Source organism: Arthrobacter castelli DSM 16402 (genome assembly GCF_000430705.1).
GTDB classification, from domain to species: Bacteria; Actinomycetota; Actinomycetes; order Actinomycetales; family Micrococcaceae; genus Arthrobacter_C; species Arthrobacter_C castelli.
The window spans coordinates 192,557-212,831 of the sequence record NZ_AUMN01000006.1 but is presented as its reverse complement, the minus strand read 5'-3'; the positions used below and the strand labels follow the sequence as shown (position 1 = coordinate 212,831).

The window sequence follows — 20,275 nt, the reverse complement described above, 5'->3', positions numbered from 1 at the left end:
ATCCGACGAACCAGAAGCATCAAACGTACAAGAAAGGAACTCACACGAATCAACAAACTCAGCCACCGGCGGCTCATTCACCGGAGCAGGATCCGACGTCACCATTATCTGTCGGACCAGCTCCGTTGACTCACCGTCGTCATCCGTCACCGTCAATGTCACATCATACGTTCCAGCCTCGGCGAACGTGTGGTTGAACACCGACTGATCGCCAGTTCCCCCATCACTGCTCGTCCAAGCATAGGAATCCACTGTTCCATCCGGATCAGACGAACCCGACCCATCAAAAACACACTCCAGCCCATCACAAGCATCAGTAAACGCCGCAGTCGGCGACTCATTCGGCGGAGCCTCAACCACGACTTCTTGTGTTGTGCTGTCGCTTGCGCCGTCGTCATCCGTCACGGTCAGCGTGACGGAGTAGGTGCCGGGACTGCTGAAGGTGCGACTCAGTGTTGCCTGGTCGCTGGCAGCGGCTCCATCCACAGTCCATCCATAGGAATCGATCGAACCGTCCGGGTCGCTGGAACCCGATCCGTCGAACTCACAGTCCAGGGCGTTGCATTGCGCAGTGAACTCAGCGGTCGGCGGTTCATTGGGCGGCGGAGGAGCCGTTCCCTCCATGGCAATCAGGGACCGGCTGGCCCAGTTCGCACTATCCTGGTCGGGGCCACTGACGACTTCCGGCGTACCGCTGACCGTTCCGTCGCCCATGCCTTCGTCGTTCCATTGAATGGCATGAAGGTTACTGTCCGCCGTCGCCCAATACACGGTTTCTCCAGCGAGGAACAGACCTCGCGTACCGGACCAATCCACCAGTCCAGTCGGATCAGAAACCGCAAATCGTTGCGCCCCGACAATTCCGCTGTCCAGCTCGAAGTACCTCATGAAGAGTTCCGACTGCCCTGCCAGCGTGAAGTAGATCCGCCCTTCGGAATAGAAGAGGCCCGTCATCTGCTGCATCTCAGCGGCAAAACCGGTCAGTCCATGCAGATCCAGTTCAGTTGCGTCACCAATCGCGTTGCCATCCAACGGACGTCGGTGGAATTCCCCACTGACCATGGCCAAGTACAACGAGTCATCGGCTATGAAACCGCCCCGGACGCTGTCCCACGGAACGTCCCCCGTCAAAGTCAGCGGTTCTGCCTCGGCTGCCTGATCACCATCGAAGAACCTCTGCTGGGCTTGGTCCGTCTGTCCTGGATCAGGCGCGGGAGCGTCCATGTCAACGATTTCAATGGCATTGACAGTCGGGTTTTCCACTCCGTGGAGGAATTCGATATCGATACTTCCGTCGCTGACAATATCCTGGGAGAGCACCGTTCCGACCCGATGGCCTACGGATGCGTTCAGATCCAGGTTCTCGTACTCCGTCTCCCCTTCAATGCGGATTGAGAAGACTCTGGAGCCTGGTTCCGACGTACACGAGCAGGTATCGGCAAGATACAGTCTCAGTTGCACATTCGAACCGGAATCGACGGGGAATGACCACGCCTTCTCGGGCGAACTGGTTGGATCCCAGCGCTCGGTGGCGAAGACACCCAGCGGTGTTGCAACCGGTACGGCATCGGTGACAGACGTCACGCCGGAGGACGCGGCCGCATTGCCGGTATTTCGATAGTCGCTGCCTGGCGGCGACCCATCGGATAGCCAGTCCATACCACCGTCGATACTGGGGACAGTCGGGCCGCCCGCATTGATTCGGTACAGATAGCGCTCGTCCACCTGACCGTCGCGGGAGCCGGTCTGGATGACGTCGACGGGCAATGCCGGCGGGGATGCGGTGGGGATTCCGGAGCCACCCGCGAGCGGGAACATGGCGATGCGTGCCCTGTACAGGTACCGGGCAATCCGATCCGTGTCGGATCCAACCCACAGACCCTGTGGCGTTGCGAGCAGGTCGAACACACCACGCCCGCGGGCACGGCCCGGGTTCCAGTCCACCGGCAATCCATTCAGCGCATGCAATGCACCAATACCCTCGCGGTCAACGGCGCCGGGGCCTACCCGATCGCCCGCGAACGGGTTGTTCGCCCACCGGCTGTGCCCTCCGTAGTAGACGACCTCCCCTGTCGCTTCCAAGGCGTAGACGCTGTCTCCACCGGTGTAATCAACCCAGATGGGATCGACGCCGGTGCCGCTTTCGCCCAGTTGCCATTTCGAGACCGAATCGCACAGGCTCGGCGGGCCGCTTCCATAGCCACCCATCGACCCGAGAACAAAGTAGGATCCGTCCGGCGATATGTCGAGGTCATTGAGATAGTAGGCAAAGCTGGCATAGCAGTTGGGCTGCCACCGATCGGTTCGCCAGTCTGTCAATTCGGCGGTGGGGCCGGACACATCTATGACTCCGATTTGGACCCGGTCCTGCCCGTCAATACTCGTAAAGTTCCCGGTGACGACCATTGTGTTGCCATCCGGCGTAACGTCAAATTTGTGAACAAATGTCCATCCGCCGCGATGGGTCCCTTGAAAGGAAAGATCCACTGAGTCGCGCAGCTGCCCCGTATCGGGATCCAGCTCAGCCAAACTGCTGCGGTTCACACCACCGATAGATGTGAAGTTGCCACCGATAAACAGGCGATCGTCCACCAGCTTCATGTCATGTACAACAGCGTCAATCGGCCCCGGGGCGAAGGACGCGACCCGGTTCCCGGTGTTGATTGAAACCTGGACGACCTTCGGAACGCTGGCCCCATTCATCGTTCCGAACTGGCCGCCGATGTAGACTGACTGCCCGTCTGCGGCCGGAACCACGCTGCGCACCGTGCTGTTGAATTGCGGGGCAAAGTCGGAGCTGATGTTCCCGTTGTTGCGGTTGAACGCCACGACGCCGTTCCGATTGAGGACCTGACCACCGTCGCTGGCTTGAACTTCGGTAAAGGACCCACCCAAGACAATCAAGTCCCCGACCTCGGCGATGGAGAAAACGATTCCGTCCAGAACGTTGGGGGTGAATCCGACAGGAGCATCGCTGACAACTTCGTCATAACTGACGTCCGATGCCATAGCCTGCGATGGAACAGTCAAGCCCATGCCAAGCACTACCAGCAACGAAAATAAGTACGCCCAGAATCGCTTCATTGCAAGGTCCCCCCCGACTCCTAAATTCCACCCAACCTGTCATAGGCCCAACCTGGTAGGCCGGCACCGCGAGTTTCTAGGCTTTATTATCCGCTGCGGGTACGGAGTTACACATAGGTAGAACTACTGGTTCTGTAAGGAGAGAACTCAAGTAGTCCGTTTTTATCGCGCCTTGCCCCCTCTCACATAAGATAGAAGCAGGCAATGCGTGAAGCCTGGGTTATCAAGGAATGGGGGAAACTTGGTATCGGTGCCATTCTCTGTGGAAAGAGCTTCAGCCTTTCTGCCGCGTGGTTTCTGGCAGGGGCGTGCCGGTGCTCAACGGACGCGGGAGCTGCACCATCGGCCACCGCGCCGACCTAATCCAGCATGGCCATTCGTCGTGTTCTTCGCCGGATTCCCTCTGTGGTGGCTGGTCGGCCTGGGCTCCTTCGGTTTTCTGCTCATGTCCATCCCTCTTGGCTACTACCTTCTCAGGCGCCGAACGATCACTCTGCCGGCAGGGTTCGGTGCTTGGCTGCTTTTCCTGACGGTTCTCACCATCGGTGTGACAGTGCTTTGGGCGCCTTTGCCGGACGTCTTGCCCGAAAAGGGAGTAGACACGCTGGTCCCCTTTCTCTATCGGGGGGCCTGGTTCATAGCAGTCACAGTCGTCATGCTCTTCATCGGTAACGCCTCGGAACGAGAACTTCCAACCCAGCTCGTCGTGAGACTCATGTCGTGGATGTTCCTTATTACTGTGGCGGGAAGCTATGCAGGGTATTTTTTTTATTGGGTCGATTTTCCCTCCCTTCTACAAATCATCTTACCCAAAGCATTACTCAACAATGATTTCTTGAATATACTTATTCACCCTGGTCTTGCTCAGATTCAGGACATTCTTGGATATGAAACAATAAGACCGAAGGCGCCCTTCAACTATGCGAATTCATGGGGGGCCAACTTTGGCATGTATTTACCGTTCTTCATTCTCGCATTTACGGGCTATAAAGCAAGTCGACGGCATATGATCATATTCGCAGTTCTCGCCTTGGCATCTATCCCACCGGTAATATTCTCACTGAATCGTGGCCTATGGCTGGGACTGGGTATCATGGCGTTTTATATGGTTGTCCGAATGGCCTTTAGTGGTCGGTGGATCCCCTTGGTTGGAATTGCCCTAGCCGGAATCGCCAGCGCTGCGATAATCAACTTCTCCCTTTTGGGCGATCTCATCGAGGATAGGTTCGATAACCCGCATAGTAACGAAGGCCGGACGAACCTGGCAACGACCACCATAAAGTTGACGCTCCAATATTCTCCCCTTATTGGGTTTGGGGCGACGCGACAGCTACAGGGTAATTACTTCTCAATAGCGGCTGGGGAAACACCTGACTGTCCGCATTGCTCACCGCCAGGGCTAGGGACACAAGGCTCATTATGGTATCTCGTTTTTTGCACCGGACTTCTGGGCGCCGTGTTATTTCTATATTTCGTCGGCCGCCGATTTGCAACCGCGATCGTGATGAACGGCCGATTTGCCCAGACGCTTGTGGCGTGCGGAATATTCTTCGCGTGTATTATTCCATTTTATGATGTGATCTCCGAAACCCTGATGACGCTCATGATCGCGATCGGATTGTTGTGGCGACATGAACGACAACGAATAACCAATTCCTCTCCTGGGGAAACCGGCGTTCCATCAACGAAGAACCAACTCCCGGACACCTGATCAGACGCACTCAAACTACGGAGATTTCATGACGAAAGTTCAGAGCCCTAAGTATTCGGATATCCTTGACACACTTGCCCAACTCTTTCCGAATGGGGAAATTCGCGGCTCGCGGATAGCGGCTAATCCGGAAGGGTTCAGGCTGGTGCCGGGAAGGGCACGTCCAAAGATCATAGTCCCCGCTGGCTCCCCATTGGCGGCGGCCGACGCTGTTAATCGACCGGCTGCCGGTGATAGCGCTCTTCGGCAACTGGGCCGCAGAGCGTTAGCCAGCCTCCTACGGTCGCCATTTGGCTGGACGGTGATGAGGAGTGGAATCCGGGTCTCCGGCGAATCCGACTCCATTGTCCGCTATCTGTCGGATCTGCATGGCGAGCCTGTCCGGATCTCCATGACCATCGGTGCACCGCGCGCAAACCGCAAGCCAGTCCTGAATGTTCATACTCTGGACGGTACCGAAGTTGGCTTTGCAAAGGTCGGACTCACTGAATTGACGAACACGCTGGTCCGTCACGAACATAACGTACTGTCACTGCTGGCGCGCAAGAAGGAGACGCCCTTTCAAACCCCAGTACCCCTTCACACTGGTAGGTGGCAGGGCCACGAGGTGCTTTTGATGACGGCATTACGTACGCAACGGTCTTCAAAGATACCGCACGGCCCATGGGGCGCGGCGGCCGCCATAGCGGTTGGTGACGGCCTATCCGAGCACAGACTCAGCACTAGTCGGTGGCTGGTGCGGTTATCCGAGCGTTGTGCGGAAGTCAACTGTCAACAGAGGGACGCCTTATTACGATTGTTCGAGAGCTTCTCGGCCGTTTACGGCAACTATGTCTTGCCCTTCGGATCGTGGCATGGAGACTTCGGACCGTGGAACCTGAACGTCCGGGACGGTATACCAATGATATGGGACTGGGAACGCTACCAAACGGATGTGCCGCTTGGGATCGATGCGGTCCATTATTCGGCTCACAAGACATTGCGCCAGACGAACGACATGACACGGGCGCGGCAGGTTCTCACCGATAATGCGTACGATGCTTTAAATAACACGCTGAGTCTCACGGGCTGGAGTACAGCCGAACCGAGAAGAACATTCATACTGGAGGCCATAATATCTGGGTACCTGTTGATGATTGCCACTCGGTTTGCCGTCGATGGCGTTGCAACAGGAAATAGACCGGTACAGGAGCTAGGCGACTGGTATCAGCGTGTCTTGGCGGATCGCTTGAACACGGCCGGGCTGGACGCTGGCCGGGCAGGGCGCCTCGGCTGCAATACCGGGGTTGGACCACCGCCATGATCGATCAGCGTCACCGGACACAGAAGCCAAGACATAGGCGCCGTGACCACCATGATATGTCACCCATGGCGTTGGTACGCCGTCAATGGCGCGTGTTTGTCACTATCGTGATCATTAGCCTGGGCGGTGGCCTTGGACTCTTCTACACCACCGAACCGGAGTATAGAGCCAGGGTTGACCTCGTTGTAATCCTTGGTGGCGCCCCGGCCACTTCGGCTACGGACGAGCCAACCACAGTAAGTATGGATTCTGTCGCCCAACTGTTGCTGTCAGATCGCGTGCTCGGTCACGTGGCGCGCTCAATTCCGTACCCCGGCGGCAGCAAACAGTTGCGCGATGACGTTCAAATCTCCCCGGTTATCAACTCACGTATATTTCGGATCTACGTCAGGAATACTTCCGCGCAAAACGCTTTGCGGGGCGCTTCGTTACTGGCCGATCGTCTCCTCGCGGAGCGGACCCAATTGTTACAGGAGGAAGTTGAGCGGCACCGGGCCCAAGTCGATGCCAAGCTGAATACCATCGAACAATCGTTGGAGTCCCCTGCCAGCAGAAATTTCGAGACGCCCGAACCTGATTCCGAAGCACAGAAGGCATCGTCGCTGGTCGTGGAGCGCCAGGAGCTTATGGGGGAACTGGCTGCCTTGTCCGCAAACTCGCCGCAACCCGGATACATTTCGACGTCTGCCCAACTAGCGCAAGGGCGCAGCCGCAGTGGGTTACCAATCTTCTTCGGCTCAGCCTTAGCGGTAGGAATAGTGGCTGGCTCAGGGGTCAGTTACTGGCGTGAAAGTACACTTAGGTCCGATTAGTGCCGGACGGATTCTTCTGATTACATTACCTGCTGCGTTGACGAACATTAGGAGCCAAGAATGCCGAATGCAGAAGCCGTAAGTTCACCAGACGTCGACGTCATCGTTGCCACAAGGGATCGGCATGAACTGTTGCTACAGACAATCGATGGCATTATCGGACAAGACTATCCAGGCACAATCCGTGTAACCATCGTCTACGACTACAGCCCAGTCCGCACGGACATAGCGCGCAACCAAAAGGATAGAATCGTACGAACCGCTGAAAACAGCCGCACTCGGGGACTGGCCGGAGCCCGCAACACCGGGATAATGATGTCCGATGCCGAGATGGTGGCCTTCTGCGACGACGATGATGTATGGCGCACCGAAAAACTCAGCCATCAGGTCGCGGCCATGTCTGAACAAAGAAGCATTGCGTGCGTCAGCGGCATCGAGGTTCACTATGCGGGAAAGCGGCACCCCCGGATACCCGAGGTTCCCCAAATAACTGTCGCGGCGCTGTCACGCAGCCGCCTAACGGGCGCCCACCCCTCGACATACTTGTTTCAACGAACAACCTTGGTGAACCAAATCGGCTTGGTCGACGAGAAACTGCCGCACGGCTACGGGGAAGACTTGGACTTGCTGCTTCGGGCCGCCGCCCACGGCCCCGTGGCGGTTGTCCGAACTGCCACTACGGACGTCCTGTGGCATGATGGATCGTACTTTTCACAACGCTGGGCAGGAATGGCCGCTGGGCTGAACTACCTCCTCGGGAAGCATCCCAGTATCGCCGAAAACCGCAAAGGCACGGCCTGGCTGGAAGGGCAACGGGCCTTCGCACTGGCCGCTACGGGGACCCGTCGCAGGGAAGCGCTGGCCACTGCGGCCCGCTCGCTGAAAGGCAATATACTCGAACCGAGAGGATACCTTGCCGTAGGCATCGTGTTTGGCCTGCTCAAGCCGGATACGATCATGAAGTCACTAAACGCGCGCGGACGAGGTATCTAGTCTTTGTACCGCGGGCTGCGCGGTTCCACAGGCTCCCAGTTAGCTACAGCTCTGGCGGTCATATAGTCGCCATGCGAGCCGGCCCAGTGCCAGTCGTTCAGGCCGAACCGCCGAGACTAAAGCAGGCAGTTTCACACTCTGGTTCTGGTCGTCAAAACAGGGATGGACGATCCGGAAAGTACCTCGACCTCACAGCATCATTCGATTCTTGGAATTGACAATAGAACCGTTCCGCGGCTTCACTATCCATCGCTGGCCCCGGACCGAGGCAGCGTAATCCAACTACTCGAAGAAGCAAAGACCTGAACGGATTTCTACGACGCCCGAACCGAGGAGGGAAATATGGATTAAGGCGCTCCGTGATTCGCATACCCCGCGCACTCATCGACTGGTTTTTCACACGTCCACGCACAAGCCCGTTCCCTCTAATCCCGGTCGTAGCCAAAAAATCGCCGATGACATCCTTGCCTATCATCCTCGAGCGGTCGAACGTACGAACCGTAATGTTTTCTCCTCCCACAACCTGCTCCCATCGAGTCAGCAATATATCATGGTTATAGAATTCACCGCGATTTTGAGCATTAACAAAAGGATCACCCCCTGGCTTCCCGGCCTTTATCTGGGTGCTGTACACACTGAGAGCCATCTCATCCTGTCGTCGCAAGTAGACGATAACAGAGATGCTTTGAACGAACTGTTTGAGCAGACTTATCAACCTCTCTACTTCTGCGACCTCCATGAGACGGCTGCTGCAATGCTCGTTACTAAGGACAAGCACCCTAACACCTTTAGTGGAGCGGACCTCTTCCTCCAATGACTGCTCAATAACTGCTCTGTACTTATCAATATCATGGGAGGACCGGATGCCTGCAGACCGGCGCAATCCATCCATTTTGGCATTGTTTTGAGCATAAGTGGGAAGTGCGACATGATTCGGACGATGCCTAGCGCCCGTAAGCGCTCCAGGATATAAGTAGCCGCGCTGAAGCAATTCATTCCGATTCCGAAAAAGGAACTCTTGAATACTGGTACTTCCGGTTTTCTCAGTGCCAATGTGCAGTATGCATTGTTCGATTTTTTCCATCATCTCGACCCCCTCAAATGTAACGCATTCTCGACTTACCGAAACGACACCCGGTGTTGCACCGGTTATGCGCTCGATCCCTATTTAGGCATGTGCAGATCCGAATAGCTGGACATTTGAACGGATAAGGTCGACAGGTGTGCGCCAGGTTCCAGAGACTATCCTAAGACTGGAATTCACAGGACGACGTACTGCGGGAACGACCCCTCCGGCGCATCCCATTGCTCAGCGCCTCACCGTCGAAGCCTGAACCTGTATATAAGGTTCAGGGGAGCGCTTACCACGGTGGCCACCAAGCGCTGAATGGCCGGCATCTCATGTCGCCATTGATGGTCCGCGCGGATTGCCAGGCGTCCCGTCGTGAAACGTATCGGGTTGCCCGCCACTGTATGGTGCTCCGTCAAGGTCACACTGTCCGATCCTAAATGCGAGGTATCGATCTCTTCCGCCTCATTTCCAGCGAATGACATGATCGATTTAACGACGCGGGACGGATCATCCATAAAGTCTTCGTAGTGAACAGTCATAACGGGAACTCTGAGAAGAGATAGGCCGTGAAATGCGGTGCCATATGCTGCCCAGTTAAACACCGCCCGCGCGGTTGAGTAACGGGGCATATATGCGTCCGACTGCGATGACTCCGGCCTTTTGACCACCTTGCTCCAGGAAAAGGCAACCCCTCGAGGATCGCGAACCACCAATACGCATTTCAGGTTCACCGCCGCCCTCCGCAGCAGGTACGCGTAGGCAGGGTGTTTGCTTGAGTCGACCAGGATGTCTCCTCGCGAACTGTCATGCGCGGCCTGGTACAAGGAATTTAGATGGCGGAGAAAACGCAATCGCCGCAGGCGCCGCCCCGGTGTTGAGAGGCCAATGGTCAATTCAGGAAGATGCCTATTACGGACAACTAGGCGTCGATCTTCAACAAGCTGTGCGGCGTCTACTCGCTCCCACCCGCCAAACGCTCGTCGACCGATGTCCTGCCAAAACGCGCATTCCGAGAAGCGAGAGGAGCACCCACACAACTCATCGTCCACCAATCCCCTTTCCCACAGGTGAAGGACCTCCCCGAGTGCGGTGACACCTCGCGTCTCGGCCAGACACCGTTCAAGCAAGGTGGAGCCGCTGCGGCCAAATCCGCCAAGCATAAGCACCCGCGCTCGCGGCGTCTGTTCGTTCATGACTTGGTCTGCGACGTCCCCGAATCGTTGTATCGCTTTCTGAATTTGCGCTTCCTGAGCAGTGTCGTGCCTGGCGACGCCATGTTCAGGGTCCGCAAGGATCGATTCGAGATGGGCCAGGGTCGCCTCCTCGTCTTCGGCCAACAACAGCCCACCTTTGGCACCAATAACTCTGCAAAAGGTCACCTGATGATCATCGACAACCTCGCCTAAACGACCGATACGCGGTACGGCGATAGGCAACTTGCCGGTCCGTACCGACTCCACGACGGACATCGGCCCGCCTTGAACAACGACGGCATCGGCATGGTGCATTAGTCTCATGAGCTCGTCATGGGGAAGGTAAGCCATCGGGATCCCATGTTTAGGTGGCCGGGCAGTGCCATATTGAACCACACAATCGACGCGATCTTTCGCCCCGTTGGACAACCATCGATCGATCCAACCGATTAGTCGGTCAAACGGATGGTGATCAGAACCAACCGTGACTACTATCAGCGGTTTATCTCCTGGCAAGGAATGCGTTCTCTCATCCGTACCAGATGGCTGTTTGACGGGGGTCACAACAAGGTTCCTATACATTCGGAGCCCGGGTAAAGGTCCTGTTGCGAGGGCCACTGCACACAGAACGCGCTCGCTAGGGGGCGGCACAACAAACCGCTCAAGGTGTGGGTATCCACCCGGTCAAAAACTTCAAGATAGATGGTCGGCACGTTAAACAAGCGAGCCACGATGAAGAAGGGCAAAGCAACGCCCGCTCCAGTCGACACAACCAACGAAGGTCTGTTTCGGAGCAGGAATCGCACAGCCAGAAAGAAGTTTAGTACGGCGTTCTTGGCGTTCCGCGTGGTTGGATGATGTGCGAAGACCACTTCTTCGTTAGTCAACGCGGACCTTGCATCGGCTTTGTCGAAAGTGACCCACGTGCGACGGTACATCTGCCACCATGGCTTAAGCTCAAGCAACTGCGCCAAGTGCCCACCAGTTGAAGCAATAAGCAATACGTGCCGCTCATCTGGCGGGGCCATGTCGCGGAAGCTGGCCGGGCTGCTGGGATTTGTCACTCGTTCCCCCTACGATGACCACTAGAAGCTAGTCGTTTGGCTAATTATCCGCTCAAGTGAGAGCCGAAAGTCAAGCAAAAGTCTGCTCAGGACCTATTCGAGTTTGATTTCTCTGTGTCATACTGATAGCAGAGCACTCGCCGCCACGAGTGGTTTGGAAAATGGGGGATTCATTGGATACGTCTGTTCCACAGCCAGCGTTTGTGAGCCGTCCCCTGGGCCACCGCTGGGAGGCGATCCCTCTGGCCATTGGTATGGCCGTAGCCGGTTTGGCACTCCAGAAACCCCAGCATCAGCTGCCCAACGCAACTTTTCCACAACCGACGACGGCCAATCTTTATCCTCCAACGACGCCGCAATTTCGAACCGGGCCGGTCAAATTTGCCACAAGTCCCCGACTGTTCGCCGATCTGGTTGGGAAGAGACCACTAAGTGGCACTCCGCGCCACGACACCTCCACTCAGGGGACCCAAACCAAACAGGGACCTCTGGTCTAGATACAAAACGGTATGACGACCAGAAATACCGGGGCGACCAGCCCGACCGGCAAACCGGAGAGTGAACGGCACACTGGGGGCGCAGTCACCGCTATTGCCAGATCGGGAGGTGCCAACATTATTGCGACGGGTGTAGCGGCCGTCGCAAATTTTACTCTTGTCGTACTTATTACCCATTTATGGGCAATCCAGACTGCAGGGCAGATATTCGCCGTTTCGTCCATCTTCCTCATCTGCGCTGCTGTAGCACGCCTCGGTGTTGACAACGGCCTGGTTCGATTCCTGGCATGGAACATAGCTCTTGGGCGCCTGAACGCTAATCGACGGATCGTTCTCTTCGGCGTCTCCGCAGCTGTTCTGGCAAGCCTCATCGTGCTGGTGGCTGGTGTGACCCTTGCCAACCCCTTGGCCGGCCTCCTGGCCGACGCTAATGGGAAAGCCGCAACGGCATCGATGATTCGGATCTTTGCGATCACGATCCCGATCGCAACTGCATATGAAATAACGCTGGCGATCACTCGAGGCCACCGGCGAATGCGCCCCACCATTGTTATCGAACGGTTGTTCCGCCCACTCCTTCAAGTGGCATTGGTAGCCGTCGCCGGTCTTCTCAGCGCTGGCCCGGAATGGTTGGCGGGAGCTTGGGTGGCCCCTTACGTCATCGGTCTTGCCGCCGCACTATTATGCCTGCCCAATGGCCATGGTGGAGGATCCCCCGATCTATCGCCCAGCAACGCCCCCTCCGCGCAGACGTCCGATATCCGCGCTTTCTGGAAGTTCACAATCCCACGCGGGTTTACCCGCATTGCACAGGTTGGCCTTCAACGTGCCGACGTGGCGGTTGTGACTGCTCTGGCCGGTCCAGGGGCTGGAGCAATCTACACGGCAGCGACCAGGTTCCTCGTCATCGGCCAATTGGCCAGTACAGCTATGAATCAGGTCAGCGTCCCGCAGTTGGCGCGCTTGCTGGCGCAAGGCAAAACTCATGCTGTCAACGTGGTGGGGCGCCAACTTACACTTTGGATCGTCACTCTGGTCTGGCCGGTCTATCTCATGATCGCGGCCCATGCCGAGTTCCTCCTCGGCGCAATTTTCGGTTCGGAGTATGCATCAGGGGCACTGGTCCTGCAAATTCTGGCCACCGCAATGCTCTTCGCGACTGCTATCGGACCGGTCGATGTCATTCTCATCACGGCGGGCCGAAGTGGTCTGTCACTGCTGAATATGACGATCGCTCTTGCTGCCGACCTCGTGCTGTGCCTTATTCTGGTGCCACGGATCGGGATCACCGGCGCGGCGATTTCATGGGCCGTTGCCATTGTTCTCCGGAACCTGCTGTGCTTTCTTCAGGTCAGGCGGCTTCTGCATTTCACGCTCATAGCACGACACGTTTTGATCATTGGTGCTTCTCTGCTCTTGATCGGCCTTATTAATTTCGCCACGACCACTTGGTTCGACTTGAATCTGGAGGCAGTCATTATCGTTTTCGGTGCTTCGTGCATCGCCCTCATGGCTATGGTTTGGAAGGCCCGCGGACCACTGGCCCTGTCAACCCTTCGTCGTCAGCGGACTATCTCATCCGTGAGAGGCGACCAAGAAGAATGAGCACTCTTGTCCTGCCTCGAGCGGCCGGTGGAACCGGCTTTCGTCGCCGTACCTACACCTGAACTCTCTGTGAACCCTTGTCCAGGACTTTCGATCTTCATCTGCTTCGGTTACAGTTCTATAACCAACCTACGATAAGTCGCGTGAACACTTGCGAGCTGGGGCGAAGAGTTGGCGACTGGAAAGCAAAATGGCTATATGAGACCCCCCTCTTCATCCCAGAAGCTGTTTGGATTGACCGGGCCAGCAAGGTTGTGGTTAGCGGTGGTCGCGACCGTGGCCGTCATGGCCCTGCTCGTGCCCGCGAGTGTGCCCAGCCCGCCTTCGGCAAACGCAGCCGACGAGGCAACAAGCAGTATTGCTGACACCTATGATGTATCCTCGCTGTCCGACCGAACCAATGGAGACGCTGCAAAGGTTTCTGTCGGGTACGATGGTTGGGACGACAAGATCGGATACCTCAAGTTCGCCGGTGTATCAGGCAGTGACGTCGCTGCCACTTTGAACTTGAGCCTACACGGCGGAACGGCAGGCACCATCAAGGTGCACCAAGTGTCCAATTCATGGGATGAACGCGACCTCAGCTCGGGCAATGCGCCTGAACTGGGCGATTTCCTTGGCCAAGCCACCGTTGCTGACAACCAGGATCGTCTCTCAGTTCCGTTAAAGGGCCTGGACGCCGGCGGCGGAGCCATATCTCTGGCATTGATCCGTACCGACGGCGGCATAACCCGCATCGCTTCTAAGGAAGCCACCGAGGTCTCGGCGCCGAAACTCATGGTTGAGTCGGGCAATGGGTCCGTTAGCGCCACCCCGGAGTCTACAGACTCACTGCAGAATGACGCCCCAGCAAACTGCACCTTATCCGAAATCCTCGTCCCAAGTTGCGGTACTTTATTCGGAGCTTCGTCCAGTCCCATCCATGGGGAACCCTGGAATCGAACACTTTTGGAATTCGAAGAGACTGCCGGACGAACGATGGATATAGCGCACTTCTACGAGCGTGGCCAGTCCGATATGTTCCCGAATCAGCGTCATTTGAACCGTCAGAACGAGCCCGACGCACAACGGATTCTCTTCTTCAATTGGAAGCCAAACGGACTCACATGGCGCCAAGTTGCCAATGGAGCCGCTGACGACTTCCTCCTGCGGCTGGCTGATCATATGAAAGCGAATGCCCATGAACCATTCTTCCTTTCGCTCAATGCCGAGATGGAAGATGAAGTCGACCAATCGCCTGGCTCCGGCCAAACGGCAGCTGACTTCCGCGCCTTCTTCAGGCACGTTGTCTCGCTCCTCCGTGAGAACGGTGTAGACAATATGGTCACTGTCATGAACTATGTCGGCAGCGCAAAATGGGGTACCAAGCCTTGGTTCGACGATCTGTATCCCGGAAACGATGTCGTCGATTGGATCGCCCAGGACTCGTATTCTTTCGGGAAACCTCCTATCTGGCTGACCGACTTCTCCGGCCTCGTCAACCGCACTCATGGTGGGTCATCGTGGCCTGGGTTCTACAACTGGGCGGCAGAGAACTATCCGAATAAGCCACAAATGCTCGGCGAATGGGGCGTGGAGGAGTCCTCCGAACATCCCGACTTCAAGAATCAATTCTTCGAGACGGCAGCGCAGCAGCTGAAGAAATACCCCAAGATCAAGGCCTTGGTCTATTGGAATTCAGATGGTTACTACCCCTCGGGCGAGCCCTATATGTCCGGAGAAACCCATATCGGCTCAGCTAGTGATAGCCTCAATGCATTCCAGGCCTACGTCACGGAGGACATATTCATGAGTGCGAGAGCCGCGTTGTTGAACAGTCGCTGACGCTTTCTCCTTAGGCCGGCAACCGATCTTTCATCGGTGCCGCGGTGAGGGGCGGGGCAGGTTGAACCGATGGTTCGACTGTTAATGTGAGACTAGGTTCCGAACAGCTGACGCTGAGTGCCGTCCAGAGCGGATAGCAGCTTGGACCTTGCCTATGATGACCGTACTGGTGGCTGCGAAAGCCGGTGGCGCCACTGTCTAATGGCCCCGCCCCATTGTCCGGCTGCAGTCGTAAGCGCGGCCAGTTACAGCGAGAAGACCAGGTCGATCAGATTCTGGCACCTCACGCTGGCGCGCTTCATGACACAGGAAAAAGGGCTTAGGAACCTCTGCCTTCCCCTGTCAGAGCATCTTTTCGACTTCTAAACGCCCTTACGCAACGAACCAATGAATCGTCCCGGTCTAGTAGGCAAGACGTCCTTGTGTCATAATAAGCCCAGTAGTACTCGCTAGCACAGAGTGAGTGACGAATTGGGGGAACACAGTGGATACATCTGCTCCACGACCGGCGTTTGCAAGCCGGTCCCTTCGCCGCCGCTGGAAAATCATAGTAGCAACCATCCTGATGGGGATTCTGGCGGCCGCAGGTTATCTGATTTCCTATCAACCGCAGTACCAGTCGACGAGTGTGATTTTCCTTGAGCCCATGACCGGAAACCCGTACTCTCCGAGCACGCCGGACTCCCGGACAGAACAGTTGGCGGCCTTGACTACCGAAGCTGGCCTGGTACATACCGACCGCGTGATCGGACTCGCCTCCGGAATAGTTAAGTCCAAAGGCGGCAAGTTCAGCGATAACACCGCGGAGCAGCTAACCACAGAAGTTCCCTCCAACACTCAAGTAATCAATATTCACTATAGCGCTGACACACCGGAGCAAGCACAGTTGGGGGCGCAGGCCTTAGCGGAGGCCTACCTGCAGTACCGGCAAGAGCGTGCTTCACGGGCGCTTGATGCCCAGAGCGGTCGGTGGGACCAGCAAATCAGTTCGATTTCCGAGATGCTCGACGAAGCGACCGCGGCCCTGAAGCAAGCTCGGGATGCTGCGGAACCACGCGAAACCGAGATTCTTAAACTTGAAGAACAGATCCAAATTTACTCCGGTCAATTGGCTCAGGTGCGAGTCGAACGAACGGATGCGGTTGCAGCGAGTGGATCCCCTGGCGACATAATTAACCCCGCCAGCCTGCCCAAGTCGCCTACCGGGATCAGCCCGTGGCTGATTGCCTGCGGCCTCATTTTAGGGGCCGGAGCGACAGGTGTGCTCCTCGCCTTACTCTTGGAACATTTGGATAAACGAATTCGTGCGGCAGATGACATAGCCGCTGCCGGGCTGGAACCAGTATTCGGAGAAGTGACGCCGTGGCAGGCTGGCTCGTATTCGTCCGACCAGCTGGAAGAGTACCGGCTGTTACGCGATGGACTGTACGCATCAACAGGTTATCCCCACTCCACCGTTTTGCTCACAGGAGTTATCGCGGGTTCTTCTTCCGACCGCATCTCGTCCGGGTTGGCGACAGCCTTGGCCCAGTCCGATATCTCCACTATCGTCGTTCAAGCGGACCCGGAGTCTGTCTTGCAGCATGACGTCACGGGCCCAGGACTCACTGACCTCCTCTCAGGTGATTACGAACTTGAAAGCACTGGGAGTTTATTGCATACAGTCGGCAATGGTCCGCGCATCCTGGGGATTGGAAGCAATCCCGGGAATCTTACTTCCCTCGTTCAGGGTCCCCGTTTGGAAACAGTGATCGAGTCACTGGCACTCGAAACTCATGTCTTGCTCATAGCCGGTCCACCTGCCTATACATCCATGGCTGCAGCCATTGCAAAACAGTGCAGCAAGGTCTTGGTAGTCGCTCCGGTGAACAAATCAACTGCAGCTGACATAGTAATTTCCCTCGATGCAATGCAACGGCAGCCAACGCCCGTAGTTGGAGCGGTGATAGAACGTAAGCCAAGCCGCCGGTCGCAGGCAGGCGGAACAAGCGTCCCAGCCAGTGCGGAGCCGTTGCCGACTCAACAGCACGAGCCCCACACAACCGGCAGCGGACCACGAACTGAAGAACATTCGAACGCCTAGTTGTACCAACCACGCAAGGTCGGTGACGGTGGCGTGCGGTATTTTGGAAGGCCCCGGCACGGGATAGGTCACAGTTTGCACCTGAATGTGTCCACGGATGCATTAGTACTGATCCCGGAGCGGTGCCTGCTGCTGACATTCATAGACCCCGCTACAGGCATCGGGGCAAAACCTCCCTTCAACTACAGGCACGACGCCCTGAATACCTATTTGGGTTCAAGCCTGGAAACGCTCGACGCCTTCCAGCCAGACGTTGCGTCGGATATCTTCATGAATGTGCGTGCGGCCTTGGTGGACAGCCGAAAATATTTGCGTTAGCAAGCATCTGGTGGACGGCGCGATACTTCAGTCCTGAATTGAATATGGCGTTCCATCCAAGACTGAATTCACGTAGAATTGGAGCATCAGAGTCGGATTTCTTACCGGCGATTCTTCTAGGAGCCACGATGCGCCAGTCCCGTTTCCTGACACTTATTGCTATCGGATCTCTCGCTGCAGGTGTAAGCGCCTGTTCAAATGACCCGGAGCCGGTTTCCGAAGGATCCACATCTCCGGATACTTCAAGCACCTCCGGACATTCAGTTCAAAGCAGGCCGACAGACCAAACAAAGTCGGAAAAGGCTCTGGATGGCAACGCCGCTACGCCCCCGCCAAGCGCGGATAAGCGCCAGCAGGATTCGACGAAACAGCAAAATCCACTGGCCAAGCTTGATTTGAACAAGCGAGGGAATATAGTAGAAGACGTTAGCGAGGACAGTTCCTTCAACTCTCTTGATGGCACTGAATTTGTCGGGTTTAAGGCTAAGGATCTCATCACCGACTTCGACTGTCCGGCAGAGACCGCCCGTCCCTCTGCAAACGGGCAGTATGTAGCCATACATTTCTCCGTGGACGCCCACCCTGAACTCACCGAATCGGGATGGCCAAATTTCACCATGTCGAACCGCCAGTTTACGGTTTGGGGACCGGACGGGAAGCGCGTTTCGGACCCCGTTGGAAATAGCGCCGGCTGTGTGCCTGAAGAAGACCTGCTGCCCTCCCCTGTGGCGCCCGGTGACAATGCAGAAGGACTCATCATTCTCGATGTCCCAGAGGGCAGTGGCGCGGCCTCGTTTCGGATGGGCGGCTTCGAGGGTTCCTATGGTTGGGAATGGAGATGGCAGTAATTGCCGGCCGACGGACAGTCCGTGCAGTAGGTATCTTCGAGCCGGTCAATAAGCACCTTCGTGCTTGAGCATCACCTTCACAGTGCGCCACATGATCATTAAATCACCGGTAATCGACCAATTTTCAACGTAGTAGAGGTCCAAGCGCACGCTTTCTTCCCAGTCAAGGTCGGAGCGTCCATTGACTTGCCACAGACCGGTGATCCCTGGCTTGATAAACAACCGACGGTGCACATGCCCCTGGTAGTCCGCGACTTCCCTTGGAAGAGGAGGCCGTGGGCCCACAAGCGACATATCGCCCCTGAGGACATTGTAGAACTGCGGGAGCTCGTCCAATGAGAATTTCCGCAGCCAGGCGCCGATCCGTGTGATGCGCGGATCGTGCTTCATTTTGAACAGAGGCCCTGCGCCTTCGTTTCCGTCTACTAGGTCGGGCAAAGCCTGTTCCGCGGATTCCACCATTGAGCGGAACTTGTACATCCGGAAGGTGTCCCCCTGCCTGCCTACCCGCTGCTGACAGAACAAGGCATCCCCCGGGCTGCCCTTCTTGATGAGAAGGCCCAGCGAGATGAGCAACGGCGTCAGAATCACCAGCGCCAGCCCGGAGACCAAGATGTCCACCGCCCGTTTAGCTATGTGGCGGCCTCCGGTGAAATACGGCAACTCGACGTGCATCAGGGGCAGGCCCTCGACCGGTCGCATATGTATTCTTGGGCCCGCGACATTGGTCAAGGAAGACGCCAGCACAAGTTCCGTCGACGTCGATTCCAGTTTCCACCCCAACTCACGGACATAGGCACTGCCACGGCTCAGATGCCCAGCGACCACAACCGCATCAGCTCCAATGGTTCCTACGGCGTCAGCCACGTGGTCCATGGCACCAATCACGGGGACGCTGTGGGTACCGGTGTTGATCATTGTCTGGTGAGCGTCCCCGTCAAGCACCGCTCCCACGACCTCGTATGCTGCTCCCGACTTCGTGGTGATTTGGCGGATAACATACCGGACGTCCTCCGCCTGTCCGAGGACTACGACCCGTGACAGATAGTGGCCATACTTGCGTTCTCGTGTTAACCACTGGCGCCACCCCCAGCGGCTGAACAATACGAGCAATCCGCCCAGCGGCACGGTAAGGAATATATACTCACGGCCGACCGCTCCATCCACAATCAGCACCGCTACGGCCAGCAAACCGGCCGTAGCTGCGCAGCAGCGCACGACTCTCTTATACTCCCCCGCGCCAACTCCAACCACGCGAGAATCCCTGGTCCTAAAGAGGGCCATCATGGATTCCCACACCACAAAGACAAACAGTGCCGTGAGCAGAAGGCTGGTTCCCGAACCCGTCGCTGAAGCACGGCCTGAAGCGGCGAGGGTCAGACTCGTCGCCATCAGCGCGATTGTGATGGCAACCGTATCGCTCAAGACCAAAATTCTCCGATAGTGCCGGCTCCACGCTGCGCCGGATGCAGGTGCTTTCGGGGATGCCTCAAGAGTTTCGTAAGTTTCCGCCGAGGTCCCGGGTTCTTCCTGCGTGATGCCATCGGACGAGGGGGGCCTGGGAGGCGTCTGCGTCTGCTCCCAGCCCACCCCGGTTCCTCGAAACGTCGCATTCTGGAGCTCAGTCATGGTGAATCCCGCCCAAACCCGCGGCACAATTGGCTGTCGGCGGTGGTACAAGGGAGCCGACGGCGGCTGGGGGGTGGAGTCCCGGTCTCAAGAGACTCGCACACGCCGCCGGCTCCCGCACTGGGTCCCATACGCTCATGTGGTGGGTAATTCCCTGAAGGGCACTTACCGATAGCGAACAGGAATTAAACCTGTCTTGGTTTTCAAGCTTCGCGACAGCTTTTCCCAAGTTATAGAAC

At 56.7% G+C, this 20,275-nt stretch carries 14 protein-coding genes; 9 read left to right on the top strand and 5 right to left on the bottom strand.

The window, feature by feature from the left end; all coding sequences use genetic code 11:
- Positions 1–3,084, bottom strand: a 3,084-nt coding sequence (locus tag H535_RS27720) for a PKD domain-containing protein (RefSeq protein WP_051298886.1), incomplete at its 3' end; no start/stop codon positions are given.
- A gap of 250 nt (positions 3,085–3,334) precedes the next feature.
- On the opposite strand from H535_RS27720, the gene H535_RS24455 reads away from it, so the two are divergent.
- From H535_RS24455 to H535_RS0109105, 4 genes are all read left to right on the top strand, one after another.
- Complete coding sequence (locus H535_RS24455) at positions 3,335–4,795, top strand: O-antigen ligase family protein (RefSeq protein ID WP_211236564.1); 1,461 nt, start codon at positions 3,335–3,337, stop codon at positions 4,793–4,795.
- Between the two features lie 28 nt (positions 4,796–4,823).
- A complete protein-coding gene (locus H535_RS0109115) occupies positions 4,824–6,098 on the top strand; it encodes a hypothetical protein (protein WP_155838635.1) in 1,275 nt (424 codons plus the stop codon).
- A gap of 242 nt (positions 6,099–6,340) precedes the next feature.
- On the top strand, positions 6,341–6,910 hold the full coding sequence (locus H535_RS0109110) for a YveK family protein (protein WP_155838634.1): 570 nt from the start codon (positions 6,341–6,343) through the stop codon (positions 6,908–6,910).
- Between the two features lie 60 nt (positions 6,911–6,970).
- Positions 6,971–7,903 (top strand): glycosyltransferase family 2 protein, encoded by a 933-nt coding sequence (locus tag H535_RS0109105; RefSeq protein ID WP_026819307.1) that lies wholly within the window; start codon positions 6,971–6,973, stop codon positions 7,901–7,903.
- Positions 7,904–8,054: 151 nt separating this feature from the next.
- Here the strand turns inward: H535_RS0109105 and H535_RS28980 are convergent, their stop codons facing one another.
- The 3 genes from H535_RS28980 to pssD all read right to left on the bottom strand — a co-directional run bounded on the left by H535_RS28980 (position 8,055) and on the right by pssD (position 11,232).
- On the bottom strand, positions 8,055–8,990 hold the full coding sequence (locus tag H535_RS28980; protein ID WP_155838633.1) for a hypothetical protein: 936 nt from the start codon (positions 8,988–8,990) through the stop codon (positions 8,055–8,057).
- A 230-nt stretch (positions 8,991–9,220) separates the two neighbouring features.
- Positions 9,221–10,750, bottom strand: coding sequence for a sulfotransferase (locus tag H535_RS28365; protein WP_081416550.1), 1,530 nt, complete (start codon positions 10,748–10,750; stop codon positions 9,221–9,223).
- Entirely contained in the window at positions 10,729–11,232 is a 504-nt protein-coding gene (pssD, locus tag H535_RS0109090; protein WP_245580237.1) for a PssD/Cps14F family polysaccharide biosynthesis glycosyltransferase, read from the bottom strand. The genes H535_RS28365 and pssD overlap by 22 nt, the downstream gene beginning before the upstream one ends.
- Positions 11,233–11,741: 509 nt before the next feature.
- Here pssD and H535_RS24445 point away from each other — a divergent pair.
- From H535_RS24445 to H535_RS28975, 5 genes are all read left to right on the top strand, one after another.
- A complete protein-coding gene (locus H535_RS24445; protein WP_051298882.1) occupies positions 11,742–13,334 on the top strand; it encodes an oligosaccharide flippase family protein in 1,593 nt (530 codons plus the stop codon).
- A 264-nt stretch (positions 13,335–13,598) separates the two neighbouring features.
- Complete coding sequence (locus H535_RS27715; protein ID WP_051298880.1) at positions 13,599–15,158, top strand: hypothetical protein; 1,560 nt, start codon at positions 13,599–13,601, stop codon at positions 15,156–15,158.
- A 484-nt stretch (positions 15,159–15,642) separates the two neighbouring features.
- The gene (locus H535_RS0109075) at positions 15,643–17,241 is read left to right on the top strand and encodes a Wzz/FepE/Etk N-terminal domain-containing protein (RefSeq protein ID WP_155838632.1); all 1,599 of its coding nucleotides are present in this window, start codon (positions 15,643–15,645) and stop codon (positions 17,239–17,241) included.
- An 87-nt stretch (positions 17,242–17,328) separates the two neighbouring features.
- The gene (locus H535_RS0109070; RefSeq protein ID WP_155838631.1) at positions 17,329–17,559 is read left to right on the top strand and encodes a hypothetical protein; all 231 of its coding nucleotides are present in this window, start codon (positions 17,329–17,331) and stop codon (positions 17,557–17,559) included.
- A 128-nt stretch (positions 17,560–17,687) separates the two neighbouring features.
- Complete coding sequence (locus tag H535_RS28975) at positions 17,688–18,407, top strand: hypothetical protein (protein ID WP_155838630.1); 720 nt, start codon at positions 17,688–17,690, stop codon at positions 18,405–18,407.
- A 45-nt stretch (positions 18,408–18,452) separates the two neighbouring features.
- Here the strand turns inward: H535_RS28975 and H535_RS24435 are convergent, their stop codons facing one another.
- Complete coding sequence (locus H535_RS24435) at positions 18,453–19,997, bottom strand: sugar transferase (protein WP_162144873.1); 1,545 nt, start codon at positions 19,995–19,997, stop codon at positions 18,453–18,455.
- Positions 19,998–20,275: the final 278 nt, after the last annotated feature.

Excerpts from the sequence above, each read along its gene's own strand:
- H535_RS0109115 (WP_155838635.1), top strand. The coding sequence starts at position 4,824 with ATGACGAAAGTTCAGAGCCCTAAGTATTCGGATATCCTTGACACACTT.
- H535_RS0109110 (WP_155838634.1), top strand. The coding sequence starts at position 6,341 with ATGGATTCTGTCGCCCAACTGTTGCTGTCAGATCGCGTGCTCGGTCAC.
- H535_RS0109105 (WP_026819307.1), top strand. The coding sequence starts at position 6,971 with ATGCCGAATGCAGAAGCCGTAAGTTCACCAGACGTCGACGTCATCGTT.
- H535_RS28980 (WP_155838633.1), bottom strand. The coding sequence starts at position 8,990 with ATGATGGAAAAAATCGAACAATGCATACTGCACATTGGCACTGAGAAA.
- H535_RS28365 (WP_081416550.1), bottom strand. The coding sequence starts at position 10,750 with ATGTATAGGAACCTTGTTGTGACCCCCGTCAAACAGCCATCTGGTACG.
- H535_RS24445 (WP_051298882.1), top strand. The coding sequence starts at position 11,742 with ATGACGACCAGAAATACCGGGGCGACCAGCCCGACCGGCAAACCGGAG.
- H535_RS28975 (WP_155838630.1), top strand. The coding sequence starts at position 17,688 with ATGCGCCAGTCCCGTTTCCTGACACTTATTGCTATCGGATCTCTCGCT.